The sequence below is a fragment of the Natronococcus pandeyae genome (genome assembly GCF_008122205.1).
Lineage (GTDB): Archaea > Halobacteriota > Halobacteria > Halobacteriales > Natrialbaceae > Natronococcus > Natronococcus pandeyae.
Genome location: NZ_PHNJ01000009.1, coordinates 174,437 through 192,315 on the forward strand (window position 1 = coordinate 174,437; position 17,879 = coordinate 192,315).

The 17,879-nt window shown below is 62.2% G+C and carries 16 protein-coding genes and 1 pseudogene; 4 read left to right on the plus strand and 13 right to left on the minus strand.

Annotation, left to right across the window (positions count from 1 at the left end):
* Positions 1 to 106: 106 nt before the first annotated feature.
* The 8 genes from CV102_RS16650 to CV102_RS16685 form a co-directional block, all read right to left on the minus strand.
* The gene (locus tag CV102_RS16650; protein ID WP_148859136.1) at positions 107 to 1,456 is read right to left on the minus strand and encodes a branched-chain amino acid ABC transporter permease; all 1,350 of its coding nucleotides are present in this window, start codon (positions 1,454 to 1,456) and stop codon (positions 107 to 109) included.
* Positions 1,446 to 2,513, minus strand: coding sequence for a branched-chain amino acid ABC transporter permease (locus CV102_RS16655; protein WP_148859137.1), 1,068 nt, complete (start codon positions 2,511 to 2,513; stop codon positions 1,446 to 1,448). Before CV102_RS16655 ends, CV102_RS16650 begins: the two co-directional genes overlap by 11 nt.
* Positions 2,510 to 3,268: an ABC transporter ATP-binding protein gene (locus tag CV102_RS16660; protein WP_233710714.1), complete on the minus strand. Its 759-nt coding sequence runs from the start codon at positions 3,266 to 3,268 to the stop codon at positions 2,510 to 2,512. The genes CV102_RS16655 and CV102_RS16660 overlap by 4 nt, the downstream gene beginning before the upstream one ends.
* Positions 3,265 to 4,113, minus strand: a complete 849-nt coding sequence (locus CV102_RS16665; protein ID WP_148859138.1) for an ABC transporter ATP-binding protein — start codon at positions 4,111 to 4,113, stop codon at positions 3,265 to 3,267. Before CV102_RS16665 ends, CV102_RS16660 begins: the two co-directional genes overlap by 4 nt.
* A 9-nt stretch (positions 4,114 to 4,122) precedes the next feature.
* Positions 4,123 to 5,478, minus strand: coding sequence for an ABC transporter substrate-binding protein (locus CV102_RS16670; RefSeq protein ID WP_148859139.1), 1,356 nt, complete (start codon positions 5,476 to 5,478; stop codon positions 4,123 to 4,125).
* Between the two features lie 216 nt (positions 5,479 to 5,694).
* Complete coding sequence (locus tag CV102_RS16675) at positions 5,695 to 6,597, minus strand: RNA-guided pseudouridylation complex pseudouridine synthase subunit Cbf5 (RefSeq protein ID WP_148859140.1); 903 nt, start codon at positions 6,595 to 6,597, stop codon at positions 5,695 to 5,697.
* Positions 6,597 to 7,175: a (d)CMP kinase gene (gene cmk, locus CV102_RS16680; RefSeq protein WP_148859141.1), complete on the minus strand. Its 579-nt coding sequence runs from the start codon at positions 7,173 to 7,175 to the stop codon at positions 6,597 to 6,599. Before cmk ends, CV102_RS16675 begins: the two co-directional genes overlap by 1 nt.
* A 129-nt stretch (positions 7,176 to 7,304) precedes the next feature.
* Positions 7,305 to 8,255: a DUF106 domain-containing protein gene (locus CV102_RS16685; RefSeq protein WP_148859142.1), complete on the minus strand. Its 951-nt coding sequence runs from the start codon at positions 8,253 to 8,255 to the stop codon at positions 7,305 to 7,307.
* Between the two features lie 242 nt (positions 8,256 to 8,497).
* Here CV102_RS16685 and CV102_RS16690 point away from each other — a divergent pair, with 242 nt between their 5' ends.
* Positions 8,498 to 10,048: a DUF7289 family protein gene (locus CV102_RS16690; RefSeq protein ID WP_148859143.1), complete on the plus strand. Its 1,551-nt coding sequence runs from the start codon at positions 8,498 to 8,500 to the stop codon at positions 10,046 to 10,048.
* Here CV102_RS16690 and CV102_RS16695 read toward each other — a convergent pair whose 3' ends face one another.
* Positions 10,049 to 10,684 carry an adenylate kinase gene (locus tag CV102_RS16695; protein WP_148859144.1) on the minus strand — a complete coding sequence of 212 codons (636 nt, stop codon included), beginning with the start codon at positions 10,682 to 10,684 and terminating at the stop codon, positions 10,049 to 10,051. It lies immediately after the preceding gene.
* A 59-nt stretch (positions 10,685 to 10,743) separates the two neighbouring features.
* On the opposite strand from CV102_RS16695, the gene CV102_RS16700 reads away from it, so the two are divergent.
* Entirely contained in the window at positions 10,744 to 11,154 is a 411-nt protein-coding gene (locus CV102_RS16700) for a hypothetical protein (RefSeq protein ID WP_148859145.1), read from the plus strand.
* Here the strand turns inward: CV102_RS16700 and CV102_RS16705 are convergent, their stop codons facing one another.
* Positions 11,155 to 11,445 (minus strand): amphi-Trp domain-containing protein, encoded by a 291-nt coding sequence (locus CV102_RS16705; RefSeq protein ID WP_148859146.1) that lies wholly within the window; start codon positions 11,443 to 11,445, stop codon positions 11,155 to 11,157.
* 239 nt (positions 11,446 to 11,684) lie between these two features.
* Here CV102_RS16705 and CV102_RS16710 point away from each other — a divergent pair.
* Positions 11,685 to 12,608: pseudogene (locus tag CV102_RS16710) on the plus strand (formate/nitrite transporter family protein); the annotation flags it as partial.
* Positions 12,609 to 12,774: 166 nt separating this feature from the next.
* Here the strand turns inward: CV102_RS16710 and CV102_RS16715 are convergent.
* Positions 12,775 to 13,182, minus strand: a complete 408-nt coding sequence (locus tag CV102_RS16715; RefSeq protein WP_148859148.1) for a universal stress protein — start codon at positions 13,180 to 13,182, stop codon at positions 12,775 to 12,777.
* 171 nt (positions 13,183 to 13,353) lie between these two features.
* Between CV102_RS16715 and CV102_RS16720 the strand changes: the two genes are divergently transcribed.
* Positions 13,354 to 14,979, plus strand: a complete 1,626-nt coding sequence (locus CV102_RS16720; protein ID WP_148859149.1) for a potassium channel family protein — start codon at positions 13,354 to 13,356, stop codon at positions 14,977 to 14,979.
* 22 nt (positions 14,980 to 15,001) lie between these two features.
* Here the strand turns inward: CV102_RS16720 and CV102_RS16725 are convergent, their stop codons facing one another.
* Both CV102_RS16725 and trkA read right to left on the minus strand, forming a co-directional pair.
* Positions 15,002 to 16,537, minus strand: coding sequence for a TrkH family potassium uptake protein (locus CV102_RS16725; RefSeq protein ID WP_148859150.1), 1,536 nt, complete (start codon positions 16,535 to 16,537; stop codon positions 15,002 to 15,004).
* A complete protein-coding gene (gene trkA, locus CV102_RS16730; RefSeq protein ID WP_148859151.1) occupies positions 16,537 to 17,871 on the minus strand; it encodes a Trk system potassium transporter TrkA in 1,335 nt (444 codons plus the stop codon). The genes CV102_RS16725 and trkA overlap by 1 nt, the downstream gene beginning before the upstream one ends.
* Positions 17,872 to 17,879: the final 8 nt, after the last annotated feature.

Sequence of the window (17,879 nt, forward strand, 5' to 3'; positions counted from 1 at the left end):
TTAAGCGTGTCGTTTTGGAAGCAGCGAGCCACCTCGAGAGGCGTTCAGTCCTCGACACCGCGTCTCACGGAGGAACTCGAGCGGACGGCTCACACGCTCGGAGCCGTCAACGACGATACCGCTCGAGAGACGCCGGAAGCCGTTTCGCGACGGTCCCGCCGAGACGGTCCCGGGTCGAACCGAGCAGTCCGTTCGGGACGAACAGGACGAACAGCACGAAGACGATCCCGAGGTACAGTTGGCTGCGGCCGTCGACGGCCGCGTTGATCGCGTCGAGAACCGTCACGCCGGCGACGTCGGTCGTCAGCAGTCCCTCGGGAAGCGTCTCCCGGAGGTAGGGCGCGAGCCCGCCCTGTTCCGCGGAGAGGACGTCCTCGAGCCACTCGTAGAGGACGGTGCCGAACAGCGGCCCGGCGAGCGTACCGAGCCCGCCGATGATCGCGACGATCAGGGCGTCGGCCGTCACCAGGAAGTAAAACGTGTTGTCCGGCGACGCGCCGCCCGCGTACGCGGCGAACAGGGCCCCGGCGATGGCCGCGAAGAAGGCGCTGAAGCCGAACGCGACCATCTTGTACCAGAACACGTTGTAGCCGATCGCCCTGGCGCGCTCTTCGTTCTCGCGGATGGCGATCATCACGCGGCCGAACGGCGAGTGGATGATCCGCTGCATCGCGAAGTAGCTGAGGACGACGATCAGCCCGATCGCGTAGTAGGAGGTCATGGTCGCCGAGACGTCGATGCCCAGCCCGAGCACGTTCTCGAAGCTGTCACCCGACAGCCGACCGAGCGCGACCGAGAGCGAGTCCACGAACGGAATCCGGATCTCGGGCGTCGGTCCCGCGAGGTTCGGGCCCTCCTGTGGGTTCGAGGCGACGTACCCCCAGTTCCGGACGAGTTCGTAGATCACCTGGGCGACTCCGAGCGTGATCATCGCGAAGTAGACGCCAGAGAGCCGGAACGAGACGGCGCCGACCGCGAGCGCGAGTCCGAACGCGAGTAGTCCACCGAGGACCATCGTGACCACGAACGGCGTGCCCTCGGGCAGGATCGGAACGTCCCCGTTGGCAACGAGGACGATGAAGTACGCCCCGACGCCGTAGAACGCGGCGTGGCCGAACGAGAGGTAGCCGGTGTAACCGCTGATGAAGTCGAAGCTCATCGCGAACAGCCCGAGGAACAGCATCGCGATCATGAACGTCAGTCCGGGGAGGAAGGCGTTGAACTCCGCTCCGAGCGGTGTTCGAAGCAGGACACCGTACAGCGGCGGATAGACGACGAAAACGGCGATCACGAACAGGTGGACGACGTGATCACGGGCGTACTGGCGAAGCCAGTGCTCGTCGGTCGCGACCTCGCGGGTAGACTCGGTCGCTGTGGCACCCGGCTGCTCTGCAGTCGCGTCCACGTCGGTACCGCCGTCACCGACGTGGTCGTCGGAATTCGGGCTAATGGCCACCCACCTCCTCGACGCCGTACAGCCCCTGCGGACGGACGATCAGCGCGATCACGAGCAGGGCGAAGACCGTCACCTCCGGCAGTCCTGGGAAGGGGACGATCCCAGTGTTGAACAGCCACGTCGTCAGGGAGTCGGCGATGCCGACGATCACCGCCGCCGCGAGCGTCCCCTTGAACGAGCCGAGACCGCCGATAACGACGACGACGAACGCGTACAGCAACACGTCGATGTTGAGCAGGACGCTCGCGCCCCAGGTCGGATCCCACGTGAGGAAGACGCCGCCGACGGCCGCGAGGCCGGTCCCGAGACCGAAGACGATCGTGAACGCCTTGCGGACGTCGATACCGAGGGCCTCGACCATCTCGGGATCCTCACTCCCCGCTCGGATGTACAGGCCGTACAGGGTCCGGTTGAGGAACAGCCAGACCGAGACGGCGACCGCGACGCCGGCGATGGCCGCGAACAGGTAGAAACCCCGGATGTTCGCGCCGAGAATCGAGTGAAACGACTCGAGCGGCGCGGGAATGGTCGATGCCGCTGCCGTCCAGGATGGTTCGGGCTGGAGTCCCCGTACCGACGTCACGATCCGGGCCCCTTCCTCCAGAATCAGGCCGACACCGAAGGTCAGCAGGATCTGGTACATCGGCGTCCGGTCGTAGATCGGTCGGACGAGACCGACCTCGAGGACGCTACCGAAAGCCGTCATGAGCGCGAAGACGACGGCGACAACGACGACGAAGAAGGCCACCCGCGTGATCGGCCCCGTGCCGCTCGAGACGGCAAGGACCAGCAGGACGCCGCCGAGATACGCACCGAGCATCGCGAACGCGCCGTGAGCGAAGTTGAGCACGCCCATGAGGCCGAAGACGAGCGTCAGGCCGACGGCGATAATGAAGTAGATCGCTGCCTTGCCGAGCCCCTCGATGACGATCCGGGCGAGGGTACCGGGCTGGAGAAGCCGACCGATCGCGTCGATAGCGAGTGGCGCATCCTGGACGAGCGCCGCCGGGACGAGCGCCGGAACGAGCGTCGCCAGCGCGGCCACAACGCCCGTCATGCCGAGAGATACCTCCGGATCCGTTCGTCGTCGGCGGTCACACCCTCGGTCGATCCGGACTCGACGACCGTCCCGTGATCGAGCAGGTAGAACCTGTCGGCCAGATCCATCGCCAGCGGGAAGTTCTGTTCGACCAGAACCATGGTCGTCTCCGCCGACGCCTCCCGAAGCGCGTCGACGACCTGGTCGACGATCATCGGTGCCAGCCCCTCGCTCGGTTCGTCGACCAGCAGCAGGTCGTTGTCGCCGACCATCCCGCGAGCGATCGCCAGCATCTGCTGTTGGCCGCCACTCAGGTTCCGGGCCTCCTTGTCGCGGAACCGCTCGAGGTCGGGGAACAACTCGAAGACGTAGTCGCGTAACGCCTCATACTCCTGATCCGGCCCGACCGAGACGCGGACGTTCTCCTCGACGGTGAGGTAGCCGAACATCCGCCGTTCTTCGGGCACCCAGCCGATCCCCTCGTCGGCGACCTCGTGGGTGCTCTCGCCGGTGACGTCCTCTCCGCTGAACCGGACCGTTCCCTCGCGGGGCGGCGTCAACTGGAGAATCGATCGGAGCGTCGTCGTCTTTCCGACCCCGTTGCGGCCGATGAGTGCGACGATCTCGCCCTCCTCGACCGAAAGATTGACTCCTTGAAGGATGTGGCTCTCGCCGTAGTACGTGTGGACGTCCTCGAGTTCGAGCAGGGGCGTCGATCGCTCGCGGTCGTCCGCTTCGGCGACGTCGCTCGTTTCGGTACCACTGCTACTCATCCGGCCGACACCCCTCGATCGGGACCCTCGTCGGTGTCGCTGCTCGAGGCGCTCCCCTCGTAGCCACCCAGATACGCGCGCTGGACGGCCTCACTCTGTCGAACCTCCTCGGGTTCGCCCTGGGCGATCAGTTCGCCCCGGTTCAGGACGGCCACGCGGTCACTGATACCCATCACGACGTCCATATTGTGTTCGATCAGCATGATCGCGTGGTCCTCGGCGACGTCCTCGATGATGTCCGTCACCTGATCGACGTCCTCGCTCGAGACGCCGGCCGTCGGCTCGTCCAGTAACAGCACGTCGGGGTCGCCGGCGAGGGCGATGCCGATCTCGAGGTTGCGTTTCTCGCCGTGACTGAGGTTTTCGGCCGCCCGGTCGGCAGCCCCCTCGAGGCCGATTCGCTCGAGGATCGAGTCGGCCGCCGCGACGTGGTCGTCGAAGGCGTTGACGTTGCGCCAGAACTGCCAGGAGTCGCGCCCGCAATGGGCCTGTACGGCGACCCGGACGTTCTCACGGACCGAAACCGTCGGAAAGACGTTCGTTATCTGGTACGATCGATGGAGGCCGAGCAGTGCGGTTTCGTGCGGAGAGGCGGCGGTGATGTCGACGGCGCCGCCCTCGTCGTCACCGCCGGTCGGTTCCGCGTCTCGATTCGACGGCGCGAACTCGATCGTTCCCGCCGTCGGCTCGAGAACACCCGTGAGAAGATTGAAAAACGTCGTCTTCCCTGCCCCGTTCGGCCCGATCACCGAACAGAGCTCGCCTTCCTCGAGCGTGAAGTCGACCCCGTCGACGGCGGTAATCCCGTCGAACTCCTTGGTGAGGTTGTGTGTGGAGAGTAACATGGGTCGCATTCAACTGAGATCGCAACCCGCCTCGTCCGCCGGAACCATGACCTCATCGGGTTCGTACGTCTCGATCGGCTCGCCGGGCATCACCGACGCGTCCCAGGTATCCTCGTACTCCTCGCTCGTGGGGACCGGCCAGGCGACGGTCATCGCGGAGGCCGCCTGGTTGTTGTGTTCTTGGAACGTGTAGGCATCCTCGCCTTTCGGTGTATCCGTGACCGTCATTCCGTGCATCGCCTCGGCAATATCCTCGCCGTCGGTCGAGTCGGTCTCGTCGATCGCCTGGGCGAGTGCTGAGGCCCCAACGAACGTCCCGGCACTGAACAGGTCCGGAACCTGATCGTAGGCGTCGGTGTGGAGGTCGACGAACTCGTCGTTGATCTCGTTGTCGTACTGGTTCCAGTGGTATCGAGTCGTGAACGGGCCGAGACCGGCTTCTTCGATCTCTTCCGCGGTGAAATCCTCGCCGAGGCTCGCCTCGACGGCCTGACCCGTGATCTGTGTGGTGACGAGTTCGGCGAAGCCACCGAAGGCCTGGATGTCGTCGTAGGCCATCGCCGTCGGAAGGAACTCGGGCAGCGTGACGAACGTGAACCCGCCGACGACGCCGTCGGCCCCCTGTTCCATAGCCTCGTCGAACATCCCCTCGAACTCGCTGTACCCCGCTTCGACGAAGCGTGGCTCGAGCACCTCGACGCCCTGTGCTTCCAGGACCTCCTGGTAGTTGTTGGCGACCCCCTCGCCGAAGGCTCCTTCCGCCGCGAAGATGGCGACCGTCGAGACGTCGCCTTGCTCTGCGACGTATCGTCCACCCGCACGGGCGTCCATCGCCGTGTGCTCGCTCGCCCGGAACGCGAGTTCGTGACAGTGGTCTTCGGAGACGGTGATATCTCCGTCGGCGGCGGGGCCGATGATGAACGGAATGTTCGCCTCGTCGATGACGTTCGGGATGATCTGGCGAACGCCGTCGGAGGACGACCCCCCAAACAGGATGTCGATCTCGTCGTCGACGACCAGATCCTCCGCGACGCGCTGGGCCGTATCCGGGACGAACTCGGTGTCCTCGACGATAATTTCGATCGCCGGACCGTCGTCTGGCTCCAGTTCGTACGTTCCCGTCGTCATCTCCTCGATCGGCTCGAGATCGTACTTGTACGCCAGTCCGGAGTAAAACCCCATCAGGCTGATCTGGCCGTAATACTCGAGCTCTCTCGAAACGGGCTGGATCGCACCGATCGTCAGCGTGTCGTCGGTCCCTGCGGTGCCGTTCTCGTCGAGACAGCCCGCGATACCGACCGAACCGAGTGCGCCGACTGTGGCGGTCCGTTTCAGCACCGTACGTCGCGCGATATCGTTCCCCATACTACCTGTACAATTACCATATACCGACATGAGTGGAACGGTTGACATGTCAACAGGTGTGGAGACGACCGCTGCAATGCCGACGCTTCCTGTCTGTGGAGCGCGAGACGAGGGATCCAAAACGAAACTCAACGGTCGGTCGTCGTCCCTCACTGCCCTCGGCCTCGTCGTTCGAGTTTCAACCCACCCGAACGAACGGTGGGCTGACTCCCGATCTCAGACCAGCACGCGCTCGAGATCGACGACAACCCCGCTCTTGGCGTCGGGATCACCGACCAGTTCTCCGAGACACACTGCTGCTCCGTTCGGCGTGTAGCAGGCGACGAGGGATCCGCGGTCGGCGTCCTCGGCCTCGATCACGCCCGGCGCGTAGACCGGCGCGCCCGTCGCGACCTGCTCGGCCGCGCTCTCGGCGATCATCACGCTCGGGATGTGCTCGAGGATCCGCTCGGCGGGTTCGACGAGTTCGAACAGCGGCTCCGGATCGTCGTCCTCGAGCCAGAACGCGAGCGCGTCGTGGAACTCCTGGGCGGTGTGCAGCGTCGTATCGTCGAACGGCGTCGTGGCCGTCCGCCGGAGGTGTCCCATGTGGCCGCCCGTCCCCAGCGCGAGGCCGAGATCGTGACAGAGTTTCCGGACGTAGGTCCCGCTCTCACACCGAATGCGGACGAGCGCCTGCCGGTCGTCGGTCTCGAGCACCTCGAGGTCGTAGATTTCGCGCACGCGCAGGCGACGCGAGACGGCGCTCTTGCGCGGCGGCTTCTGATAGATCGGCCCCTCGAACTCGGCGGCGATCGACTCGACGTCGTTCGGGACGGGGCCGTGGCACTCGAGGACGGCGACGTACTCCTTTTCGCCCTCGAGGAACGTCTGTGCGAGTCGTGTCGCGTCCCCGAGCATGATCGGGAGGCAGCCGGTCACCTTCGGGTCGAGGGTGCCGGCGTGGGCCGCCTGATCGATCGTTCCCGCATCGCGCTCGGCCAGCGTGTCGGCGACCGCGTCACGAAGCCAGCCGCTCACCTGGTGGGAAGATGGACCTGGCGGTTTGTCGAGGTTGACGACGCCGAAGGTCAGGAGGTCGGCGGGCGATCGCTCTTCGGGTGGGCCACGGAGTGCCATCAGAAGTCGTAGTTGACGCCGGTGACGGTCGCCTTTCCTTCGTCACCGTCTGGTTTGTACTCGTCGACAGCAGTCACGAGCATGTCGAGGACGGCGTCGGGCTCCCAGCGAGCGGTGTTCACGGAGAGATCGTAGATCGTCAGGTCTCGGATGTCGATCCCGTAGTACTCCGCGTACCGCTGGGCCTCGCTCGCCTCGCGCGCCTTCGTCTCCTCGGTCGCCCGTTCGGGATCCTTCGCCTCCCGTTCGGCGATCCGATAGCCGCGGACCCCCGCAGGCGCGTCGAGCCAGAACCGGAAGTCGGCGTGGTCTCCGGCGAGCCAGCCGGCCAGGCGCGACTCGAGCACGAGGTCGTCCTCCTCGATGGCGATCTCGCGCAGCCGACGATCGAGATCGCGGTCGATCGACTCGTTCTCCTCCGCGAGTTTGTTGAACTCGAGCGGAGTGTAGCCGCGCTCGTCGGCCAACTCGCGGAAGATGTCGCCGCCGCTGACGTGATCGAGATCGAACGCGTCGGCGAGCAACTCCGCAGTCGTGCTCTTCCCGCTTCCCGGCGGGCCGGAGACGGTGAGTAACATATCCAAACTGTGACGGGGCGGGTAAAATGGGTTTTGAATCCGCAGGCGGAACGCGCCCGTGAGCGTGTGACTGGGGGACACGCGACGAAGACGGTAACGGAGGCCGCTACGGAGAAGATCGTCCCTGAATCAGGTTCCCGACGGCGTCATGTCGATGTTCAGCGCCTTTCGCAGCAGCTGGGTAAAGCCCATCGAGCAGAGGAAGTACCAGACGATCCACGCCCACATCGGACCGAGCAGTCCTTCGTTCAGGGCCACCTCGCCGACGATCGGCATGATCATCACCCGCTCGGCTTCGCTCACGTGGCCGCCGAGGATCTTCCAGTACATCCAGAGGAACAGCGGGATCGTAAACAGCATGATCCAGACCATCGGCCGGAACTGCTCTTTGAACATCCCGATGTTGTCGGCCATCGCCTCCATCTGTTCCTCGCGGACCTTCTCCATCTCGTTCTCGAGTCGCTCGATTTCGGCCTCGCTCGCGTCGCGTTCTTCGGCCTCCTGCTTGCGCTCGCGGACGTCCTTCTGTTTCTCCTGCATCGCTTTCATCCGCTCCTGGTACTTCCCGATCCGCTCGGGGTTCATCAGGTTCGCCTGCAGGAGCGTCGAGTAGAGACCGGTCAGCAGCGCGACGGAGAGGATCACGGCGTAGAACGGCAGCGCCGCGTCGAGGGGCGCGAGCGCGAGATCGATCGTGCTCCCGACTGTATCCCGCACCGACTCGAGCCAGTAGCCGATCATCAGCAGCACCGACCCGACGGCGGCCATCTTGTCCCACTGCGACCAGTTCGCATCCTCCTCGTCGATGTCGACGTCGGGGACCCCGCCGGGGTCACCGTCGCCGTCGAGCGCCTCGTCGTAGGCCTCGCGGTCGGCGATTTCGAACCCCTGGTCGCCGTCGACCAGCACGCCTTTTTCGATCAGTCGACCCCACTGCCCACTGGTCAGGTCGTCGTTGACGTCACCCCACTGGACCTCGCCACCGTTCCTGTCGGCCTCCTCGCGGATGGCCTCGAGGGCCTCCGTCATCGAGGAATCCTCGCGGACGAGGGTGTTGATCTTCTCGGCTGTACGCGTCATCTGACGAAAGCTAGGGCACGTCCGATATACAAGTGTTTATCTTCGAGGATGCCACGTTTCGATCCCCCATAGCGAAACCCCGTCGATAAACGAACTGTCTGGCCGCTCTGCGTCCCTCGCGGTCGTCGTTCGCTCGCTGCTCGAGTTCGATATTCGCACGAGAGATAATGGATGGAATAAACGATTCCAAATGGTCCTCTCAGTCGAGAGTTTTATTATCGATACTATTCTCATAAGAAGATATGAACGACGCTGGCGCTGGGGAAACTATTTCGACGGGACGCGGTCAGACGGCGTTGATCGGGTTCGTGATACTGATCGGAATGGTCGCGGTCGCCAGCGCTGGAATCCTCGTGGTCGGTGGTGAACTCCTGACCACGACCGAGCATCAGACGGAGGAAGAACGGGTCTTGCAGGCGTTCACCGAACTCAGCCAGAACATGCAGACCGTCTCGGCGAACGACGACGTCTCGAAATCGATCGATCTCGACGCGGGAGAGCACGGTGCGGTGGTGAAGACGAACACCAGTACGCTTCACGTCTCGGGCGGCGACGTCGACGAGACGATCCACATTGGCGCGATCGAGTACGAGGGCGAGGACGGCACCAGAATCGCCTACCAGAGCGGGGCCGTCTTCCACGAGACGGGCGAAGAGACGCAGATCGTCTCGTCGCCGCCGGTCTACTTCGACGCCGACGCCGAATCGCTCTCGTTCCCGATCATCAAGGCGAAAGACGACGCTGATCTCAGTTCGGGAGATGTTACTGTTAGGCACGCAAAGACGGATCCGCTCACGGAGGCGAATCTCGTCGAAAACGATACGGTGACGATCCAGATCACGAGTGAATACTACCGCGGGTGGGAAACGTACTTCGAGCAGCAGGGACCAACTTCTGTTCAAGAAGTTGAAAGCTACGAGAACAACGAAAGTGGAACGGTAACTGCAGAGTTTGGTTACTTGGATCCGGATATCGCTTTCGAGGATGGAATGGTATTGTCAGATGGCGTTAAAGAACACAGCAACGGTACATCCGGGGTGAATTACGACGAAGATGAATACAAGTCAGGTTCGGTACATGAACTTGATGAAGTAATAGATGAGATGGTGGCCGACGAAGAAGTCAATAACAAAACTAATTGGACAGATGAGGAGTCACTGGTGATGGATGGTACTGAGGATTTCTCAGACGACGTTGATTATATTGATGAAGAAGGAGTGTTCCCGAATGGAACATATTATGCGGAGGAAATCGATCTCGGAGATGTGTCATTCAATTTGACTGAAGGAAATGTGACTCTTGTTGTAAATGGTGATATCCAGATCGAGGATGGAATGAAAGTTGAGGGTTGGGATCAAGAAGAAGATCGTACTTTGAAGATCTATTCAACAGGGAATCTTAATATAGATGGAGCAGATGTCTGTGCTGAACCGTGTGAGGAAGTTAACGCCAAACAGTTACAGATATTCGGAACGTCAGATATGCATGTTAGTATTGGTCCAGGAACCTCTACTGTTAACGCCCTCCTCTACGCTGCAAGCGATGAGGAAATAACTGATAATGAAGTACACGGCCGACAGTGTGATGCACAAGTTTGTTTACATTCGGGAGACGTTTATTTTAATGGATCGATAGTGGCATCATCAGTGGGCGGTAATGGTAATTCAAACGTCTCCCACGATCCGAAACTAATAGATGAAGAAATTGAGATCTATCCAGACGATTACCCCCTACCACCCCAGATTACCTACCTCAACATCGCCGAACACCAGGTCGAAATAGAAGAGAACTGATTACGCCGCGTCTTCGATCGTTTCCTTCACGTCCTCCCAGACCTCGTCGGGTGACTGCTCGCCGTCGACGCGCTCGAGCGTCCCCTCCTCCTCGTAATGCTCGATCACGGGTTCGGTGTTCTCCCGATAGACGCGAAGCCGTTCTTTAACCGTCTCTTCGGTGTCGTCGTCACGCTGCTCGAGGCGCCCTTCGACCTCGGGGTCCTCCGGCGGATTGTACTCGACGTGGTAGATGTCGCCGGTCTCAGGGTCCATCCGGCGGCCGGTCAGGCGGTGGACGAGTTCGTCCTCGCCGACGTCGAGGTAGAGCACGACGTCCAGGTCGGTCATGTCCTCGAGTTCCTCGGCCTGCTCTAGGTTGCGCGGGTAGCCGTCGAGGACGAAGCCGTCGGCCTGGGAGAGAGCCTCGTCGACGATGGCGTTGACGACGTCGTCGGGGACGAGTTCGCCCTGGTCCATGTACTCTCGAGGCGTGTCGTACTCCGTGTCCATCTCCGAGATGTCCATGTCCTTGTTCGCACGGAGCGCGTCGCCGGTCGTGATATGCTCGACATCGAACTCGTCTGCGATGTTTGCGCTCTGGGTCCCTTTTCCTGCCCCGGGTGCCCCCAGAATCAGGATTCGTGGCTGTGCCATGTTCCCTCGTTCAGCATCAGCGCATAAAGGCTTAAAGAATCGGGCACATCTCTACGGGTATGACTCGATTCGACGCCGCCGATCCGACGGACCGACGAAAGCTGTACGCCGAGGGAATTCAGGCACACCGAGAACGTGGCGGCGGGTTCGTGACCTTCGAGGTGGACGAAGCGTCGCTCTCGGAGGCGGAAGGTCTCGATCTCGATCTGGGAACGCCGTGGATCCAGTTCGCCGACGGCACGATCAACCTCGACTGTACCGACGCGGAACTCGAGGAACTCAAGGGACTGCTCTCGGAGTATCCGGTGTTCAAAATTGACGAACTGAACCGGCCCGAGGACGTCGACGGCGTCAACGTCCGGATCAGCGCAAAGGCGGACCCGAACCGAATCGGGCAGTTTCTCGACGCAGTGTTCCGACGCGCCTACGGCCTCCCCGAGGAGTACCGGATCTGGATCGTCGACCTCTGACTATTCGATTCGGAGTTCGCCGCTACCATCCCCGTCACCCTCGTCGCCCTCGTCCCACTCGAGTTCGAACTCGACGCTGAGCTCGGCCGGTCCGCCGGAACTCGAGGTCTCCCGTTCGGCCTTGATCTCGAAGGTCGGACGCGCCGGCGGCGACATGGTGACGGATTCGTCGCCGGCCTCGAGCGAGATGTCGTCGCCGCTGTCGATCGAATCCGCGACGGTGCGGAGGTAGTTTGCGATCTCGTCGCGCTCCATCGAGCGTTCGAACTTGAAGAGTACTTCTTCAGGCATACTGACCTGTACGACGGCCAGGGTAGAGAGTCTATCGCCAGCAGTGAGTCCTCACCGAGCATCCCGTGACGGTGCAGAAAAGGGGGTCCTCGGTATCCGATGACTACGAGTCTGATACAGTGACTCACGTGGGTTCAGGGCTGGCTGAAACGGATGCATGCTGCCAAGGGAAAGCTACAGGGAGCATCGAGGCTTGCAAATGACAGGCGTTTTCCCCGGTGAACTTATAAACCAGAGTAATGAGCGAAGACGATCCCGACCACTCGCTTCGGGAGAGCGTTGAACAGTCGCGCCACGGCGCGCCGGCAGTCGGTGCGGTCGTCCGGGATCGCTTCGAGAGCAACGAGGTCTTCCAGCGGATCATCGCCGCGGCGGACGACGAGATCGATACTGGGCTCCGCGAACTGTTCTTCAGTGCTCTCGCCGCTGGCTTCGCGATCACGCTGACGTTCCTGATCTACGCTTCGATGTACGCCGAATACGACGGCGATCCGATTCTGAGCGGGCTCCTCTATCCGATCGGCTTCATCTACATCATTCTGGGCGGCTACCAGCTCTACACGGAGAACACCCTGCCACCGGTCGCACTCGTCCTCGAGCGGCTGGCGAGTCTTCCGGCACTCCTTCGTGTCTGGACGGTGGTCCTGATCGGGAATTTCGTCGGTGGGACGTTCGGCGCGCTCGTGCTCGCGTTCACCGGCGTCTTCTCTCCGGAAGCGTCCATCGCGGCCACTGACATCGCCATGAAGGGGATGGAGACGCCCTTCTGGGACCTGTTCTTCAAGGGCGCTTTCGCCGGACTGATCGTCGCCGGCGTCGTCTGGCTCGACTTCGCGTCCCGCGACACGATTACCCGCTTTTTCCTCGTCTATATGGCGTTTCTCATGATTCCGTTCGCGGACCTGTTCCACGTCGTCGTCTCCTTTACCGAAGTGATGTACCTCGTGTTCAACGGTCAGGTCGCGCTCTACGCGGGAATGAGCCAGTTCGTCCTGCCGGTGTTGCTCGGTAACACCATCGGTGGGGTCCTGCTCGTGACGGTCGTCAACTACTTCCAGACGACCGAACGTCGTCTCGAGGACGCTCGTCGGGACGGGGCCGAACGACAGCTCACCATCCGGGAGTGGCTCATCGGCGGACTCGCCGGTCGGGCCTACGTTCCCGCCAGGCCCGGCAAGGAGTCCAGATTGCCGGAGGACCAGCTCGGTATCGAAGAGCGAATGGAGGCGAGATACGGATCGGATGTCACGGATCACGGGGAGCACTATAGGGACGGCGACGCTGAGCAGACGAGTGATGTCGCCGACTATCCCAAGAACGAGTGACGGCTTACCGGACGACCGTCACGGGACAGTCCGCGCGACGGACGATCGTCTCGGCGACGCTCCCGAGTAACACCCGTTTCACGCCGCTCTTCCCGCGGCTTCCGACGACGATGTGATCGACATCGTGTTCGTCGGCGAACGAAACCGTTGCCTTCGCCGGATGTCCGGTGATGATCTCCGTCTCGACATCCCGTCCGTACTCCTCGGCGATCGCCACCGCGTTGGCGAGAACGTTTTTAGCGTCTTCGCGGGCCACGTCTTCACCCGATGTGTCGGAGCTGTTCGACAAATCCAGGAGTTCTACCTCGAGGACGGTGACGACCCGTATCGTGGCGTCGGGGAACGTCTCGAGTGCGTGTTTAATTGCCTGTCGGGCTTCTTCCGAGTCGTCTACGGCGACCAGGACATCCATAGGCGACGTAAGGCCTGATCCGATAAAACCGTTCATCCTCGGTCGTCGATCGTCGGTTTGAGCCGATCATCGCCGTATCAACCGTCGGGTCACGAGAGCCTCTGCGATGAAATTGCAGTTGTCGACGAGATCCATCTGACTTACGTGGTTGCCACTCTTCAGATAGCATCAATGAATACGTGGTGGCGGCGAATCGCTCTCTCACTCGTTGCGGTCCTCGCTATCGTTCTGGTCTACGCCGGCATCTATCAGTGGGGGATGGCGACGTTCGAGGGAGAACAGCAGTCGTACGTCCACGCGATCCAGGTCGTAATCGAGTCGCTCACGACGGCCGGATACGGTGGTGACGCGCCGTGGGAGAGTCGCGAGATGAACGTCTTCATCGTCACGATGAACCTCTCGGGCGTGTTGCTCGTTTTTCTCGCACTTCCGCTGATCGTCGTGCCGCTCTTTCGGCAGGCGCTCGAGGACCGACCGCCGGAAACTACCGACCTCTCCGATCACATCATCATCTGCTCGCACACACCGCGTGTGGACGTTCTCCGGAAGGAATTAGAGGCAGCGGAGGTCCCGTACGTCTTCGTCGACGACGACCCGGAGACGGTGATCGATCTCGTGGACGACGGCCTCGAGGCGATCGTTGGCGATCCCGAACTCGAGGAGACGCTTCGCGCGGCGAACGTCGAGGATGCCCGTGCACTCGTCGCGGACGTGGACGACGAAACGAACGCGGCGGTGATCCTCTCGACGAAGCAGCTGCGGGACGACATCGAAATACTCAGCGTCGTCGAAGACGCCGACGTCGCGAGTTACCACCGCTACGCCGGGGCAGACGTGGTCGTTCGTCCCCGACAGGTCCTCGGTCGAAGCCTCGCGAAGAAAGCGGCAATGTCGATCACCGCGGAACTCGAGGAGACGATCGAACTCGGGACGGAACTGATGATTACGGAGCTGCTGATCGAGGAGGACAGCGATCTGGCAGGAAACACGATCGCGGAGTCGGGCATCCGCGACCGGATCGGTGTCACCGTCATCGGTGCGTGGTTCAACGGCGAGTTCGTCCCCGCTCCCGGGCCAGAAATGCGAATCGACGAAAACACGATTTTGCTGGTCGCTGGCCGGCACGACAATCTCACGGAACTCAAAGCACGGACGGTCTCACCGCTGGCGGAACGCCCGGATCGTGTGGTCGTCGGCGGCTACGGCGTGGTTGGGCGTAACGCGAGGGACACACTCGTCAATTCGGACATTTCGTGTACCGTGGTCGACACCACGGAGGGACCGGGTGTCGACGTGGTCGGAAGTATCACCGACGAAAAACTGCTCGAAACGGCGGGGGTCGAAGACTCCCGAGCGGTCCTCCTCGCGCTGGACGATGATACGACGACCATCTTTGCGACACTCGTACTGAAGCAACTGTCGCCGGACGTCGAGGTCATCGCCCGAGCGAACGAGACCGAGAACATCGGGAAGCTCTATCAGGCCGGCGCCGAGTACGTGCTCGCGCTGTCGACGGTGACCGGGCGAATGATTTCCTCCGTGTTGCTCGAGGACGAAGAGGTACTGACGCCGGAGACGCAGTTCGAGATCGTTCGGACGACTGCACCGGACATCGCCGGCCGAACGCTCGGCGAGGCCGACGTCCGTTCGCGAACGGGGTGTACCGTCGTTGCGGTCGAGCGTGGGGAACAGCTCCTGACGGACGTGGGTCCCGAGTTCGCCGTCCAGGAAGACGATACGCTCATCGTCGCTGGCAGTGACGAAACGGTCAACCAGTTCATCGCCTTCGTTCGCTAACCCGCGACGACGGACGTGTCCCTCACGACCGCCAGTAGGCGGCCGTCAGCAACACGAGCACGGGGAAGATCTCGAGCCGACCGATCCACATGTAGAGGATCATCAACAGCTTGGAGGTTACCGGGAACTCGAGGTAGCCACCCATCGGGCCAACCACGCCGAATCCCGGCCCGATATTTCCGAGCGTCGCGATCGAGGCGGTCACGACGTCGATCGTTCCGAGATCCATTCCAACACGGGCTGCGTCGGCGGCGAGCAGCAGTATACCGAGCAAAAAGATAGCCAGGTACAGCAGTGTGAAGGCGTAGATCCCCCGGATTGCATCCTCGTCGAGGCTCCCGCCGTTCATCCGTACCGGGCGAACGGCCTCCGGATGAATCGTCGTGAATATCTCGCGGCGCAGCGACTTGAGAATCACCATCCAGCGGAGGATCTTGATTCCGCCGCCGGTCGACCCCGTGCTGCCGCCGAGAAACATCGCGAACAGAAGCAGTCCCTTCGCGGGACCGCTCCACGCGTCGAAATCCATATTCGCATACCCGGTCGAGTTGGTCAGCGAGGCGATCTGGAACGCGGCGTATCGTGCGGATCGCTCGAGATTTCCGCCGATCTGCCCGGTTTCGGGCGTCTGTAGCGCCGTATCGAGGAAGAGCATCACGGTCCCGACCAGCGTGAGGACGGAGACAGCGCCGAGGTAGAAGCGGAACTCGTTGTCCCGCACCAGCGCCCACGGGTTCCCGGAGATCAGGTGCCACCACAGCACGAAGTTGACGCCGGCGATGAACATGAACGGGACCAGAAGCCACTGCACGGCGGGCGAGAAGGCCTCGATACTCCTGGCCTCCGGTGAGAACCCGCCGGTCGGAAGCGTCGTAAACCCGTGAGCGAACGCGTTGTAGAGGTCCATGTTCGGGGCGTAGCCGACGAGGTACAGGCCGTACAACAACGCGATGAGGAGTGCGGTAAATCCGATATACGCGAGCCACAGTACACGGGCGGTTTCGGCGATGTGCGGAGTGAGTTTGGAGACGCCCGGCCCCGGTGTCTCGGCTTCCATCAACTGCGCACCACCGACGGCCATCTGTGACAGGATCGCGACCGCGAGGACGATGATACCCATGCCGCCGAGCCACTGGGTGAGCTGGCGCCACATCATCATCTCTCGAGAGTGCGTCTCGAACGAGATGTCGGCCATCACCGTCGCACCCGTGGTCGTGAACCCGCTCATACTCTCGAACAGCGCGTTGACGGGATGTGCGATGGTCCCGTTTCCGGCGAGAACGTACGGGACGGCACCGAAAATAGCCGCAAAGAGCCACGTGAGTGCGACGACCATGAACGCTTCTCTGGCACCCGGATCGGGATCCGGATCGAGCTGTCGAAGCGAGAGTCCAGCGGCGATCGCCAACCCCATCGACGCGACGAAGACCCAGAGGTCCTCGCCGCCGTAGGCGAGTGACACGATGATCGGGACTACGAACGCGAGCGAGAGAAAGGCGAGGATGGTGCCGACGAGACTCAACCCTGCTCGCCAGTCGACCCGAAGGTGCCGTCGCACTATATCGCCTCGATGACTTCGTCGAGAACGTTTGCGTCGACGAAAACGACGACGTGATCGCCGGGTTCGATGACGGTCGTCCCGCGGGGCGTCACGAGGTCGCCGCCGCGAGAGATCGCACCGATGACGACGCCTTCCGGGAGATCTGCCGTCGCTTCGGCGATGGTCCCGCCCTGAAGGGCGCTGTCTTCCCCGATTTCGATCTCGATTACCTCGGCCCGGTCGTGTTCGAGCATCGCGACCTTCTCGGTGTAGTCGGCACGGGTAAACCGGACGATCTCTTCGGCGGTTTCTTCGCGCGGGTTGACTGCTACGTCGATGCCGACGGTTTCGAACAGTTCGGCGTACTCGAGGTTCTCGATGATAGCCACCGTGCGATCGACGCCGAGTCGCTTGGCGAGCAGCGAAACGAGGAGGTTCTTCTCGTCGCCGTCGAGCGCGGCGATGACGATGTCCGCCTCGTCGACGTGCTCGCGGGCGAGGAACTCGGTATCGGTCGCGTCGCTTTCCATCACTATCGTGTTCGGCAGCGCTTCGGCGACCTCGCGAGCGCGGTCGTGATCCTGTTCGATCAGCCGCGGTCGGTAGCCGTGCTCTTCGAACTCGCGGGCGGCCTGAAAGCCAATCTCGCTCGCGCCGACGATAACGACCTCTTCGAGACCGTTGCTCGTCCGCGTGACGATGTCGTCACCGAACCCGCTGACAGAATCGGGGCTGCCGATAACGACTACGCGATCGCCGGCCTGCATTACGCTGTCTCCTTTCGCGACGACCATCTCGTCGTCGCGAAAGATCCCCGCGAAGGTCAGTGAGTCGTACCGATCAGCTTCCTGAACGGAAAGTCCGGCGACGGGGCTCTCCGACGTGATCTCGAACTCCGCCATCCGGACGAGTCCACCGGCGAACATATCGACGTCCTGAGCGGACGGCAGCCCCGAGATACGAAAGATGGTCTGGGCGGTCAACAGATCCGTACAGACCATAAAGTCCACGCCGAAGGCGCCCTGAGACCCTTCCCAGGTCTCCAGTAGCGTCCGACGCCGGACGCGGGCGATCGTGAAGACGTCGCTTTTTGTCTTCGCAGCGCCACAGACGACGACGTTGGTTTCGTCGTCGTCGGTGCAAGCGATCACGAGTCCGGCCTCTTCGACACCCGCTTCCTGGAGCGTCGCGATTTCGGTCCCGTCACCTTCGATCGCGAGCACATCAAGCGAGTACGTGAGCTCGTCGACGATGTCGCCGTCCTGGTCGATGACCACGACGTCGTGCGAGCTTTCGAGGTTGGCGGCGATCGCGCGGCCTACCTCTCCAGCACCCACGATGACTACGTGCACGGTAGGTC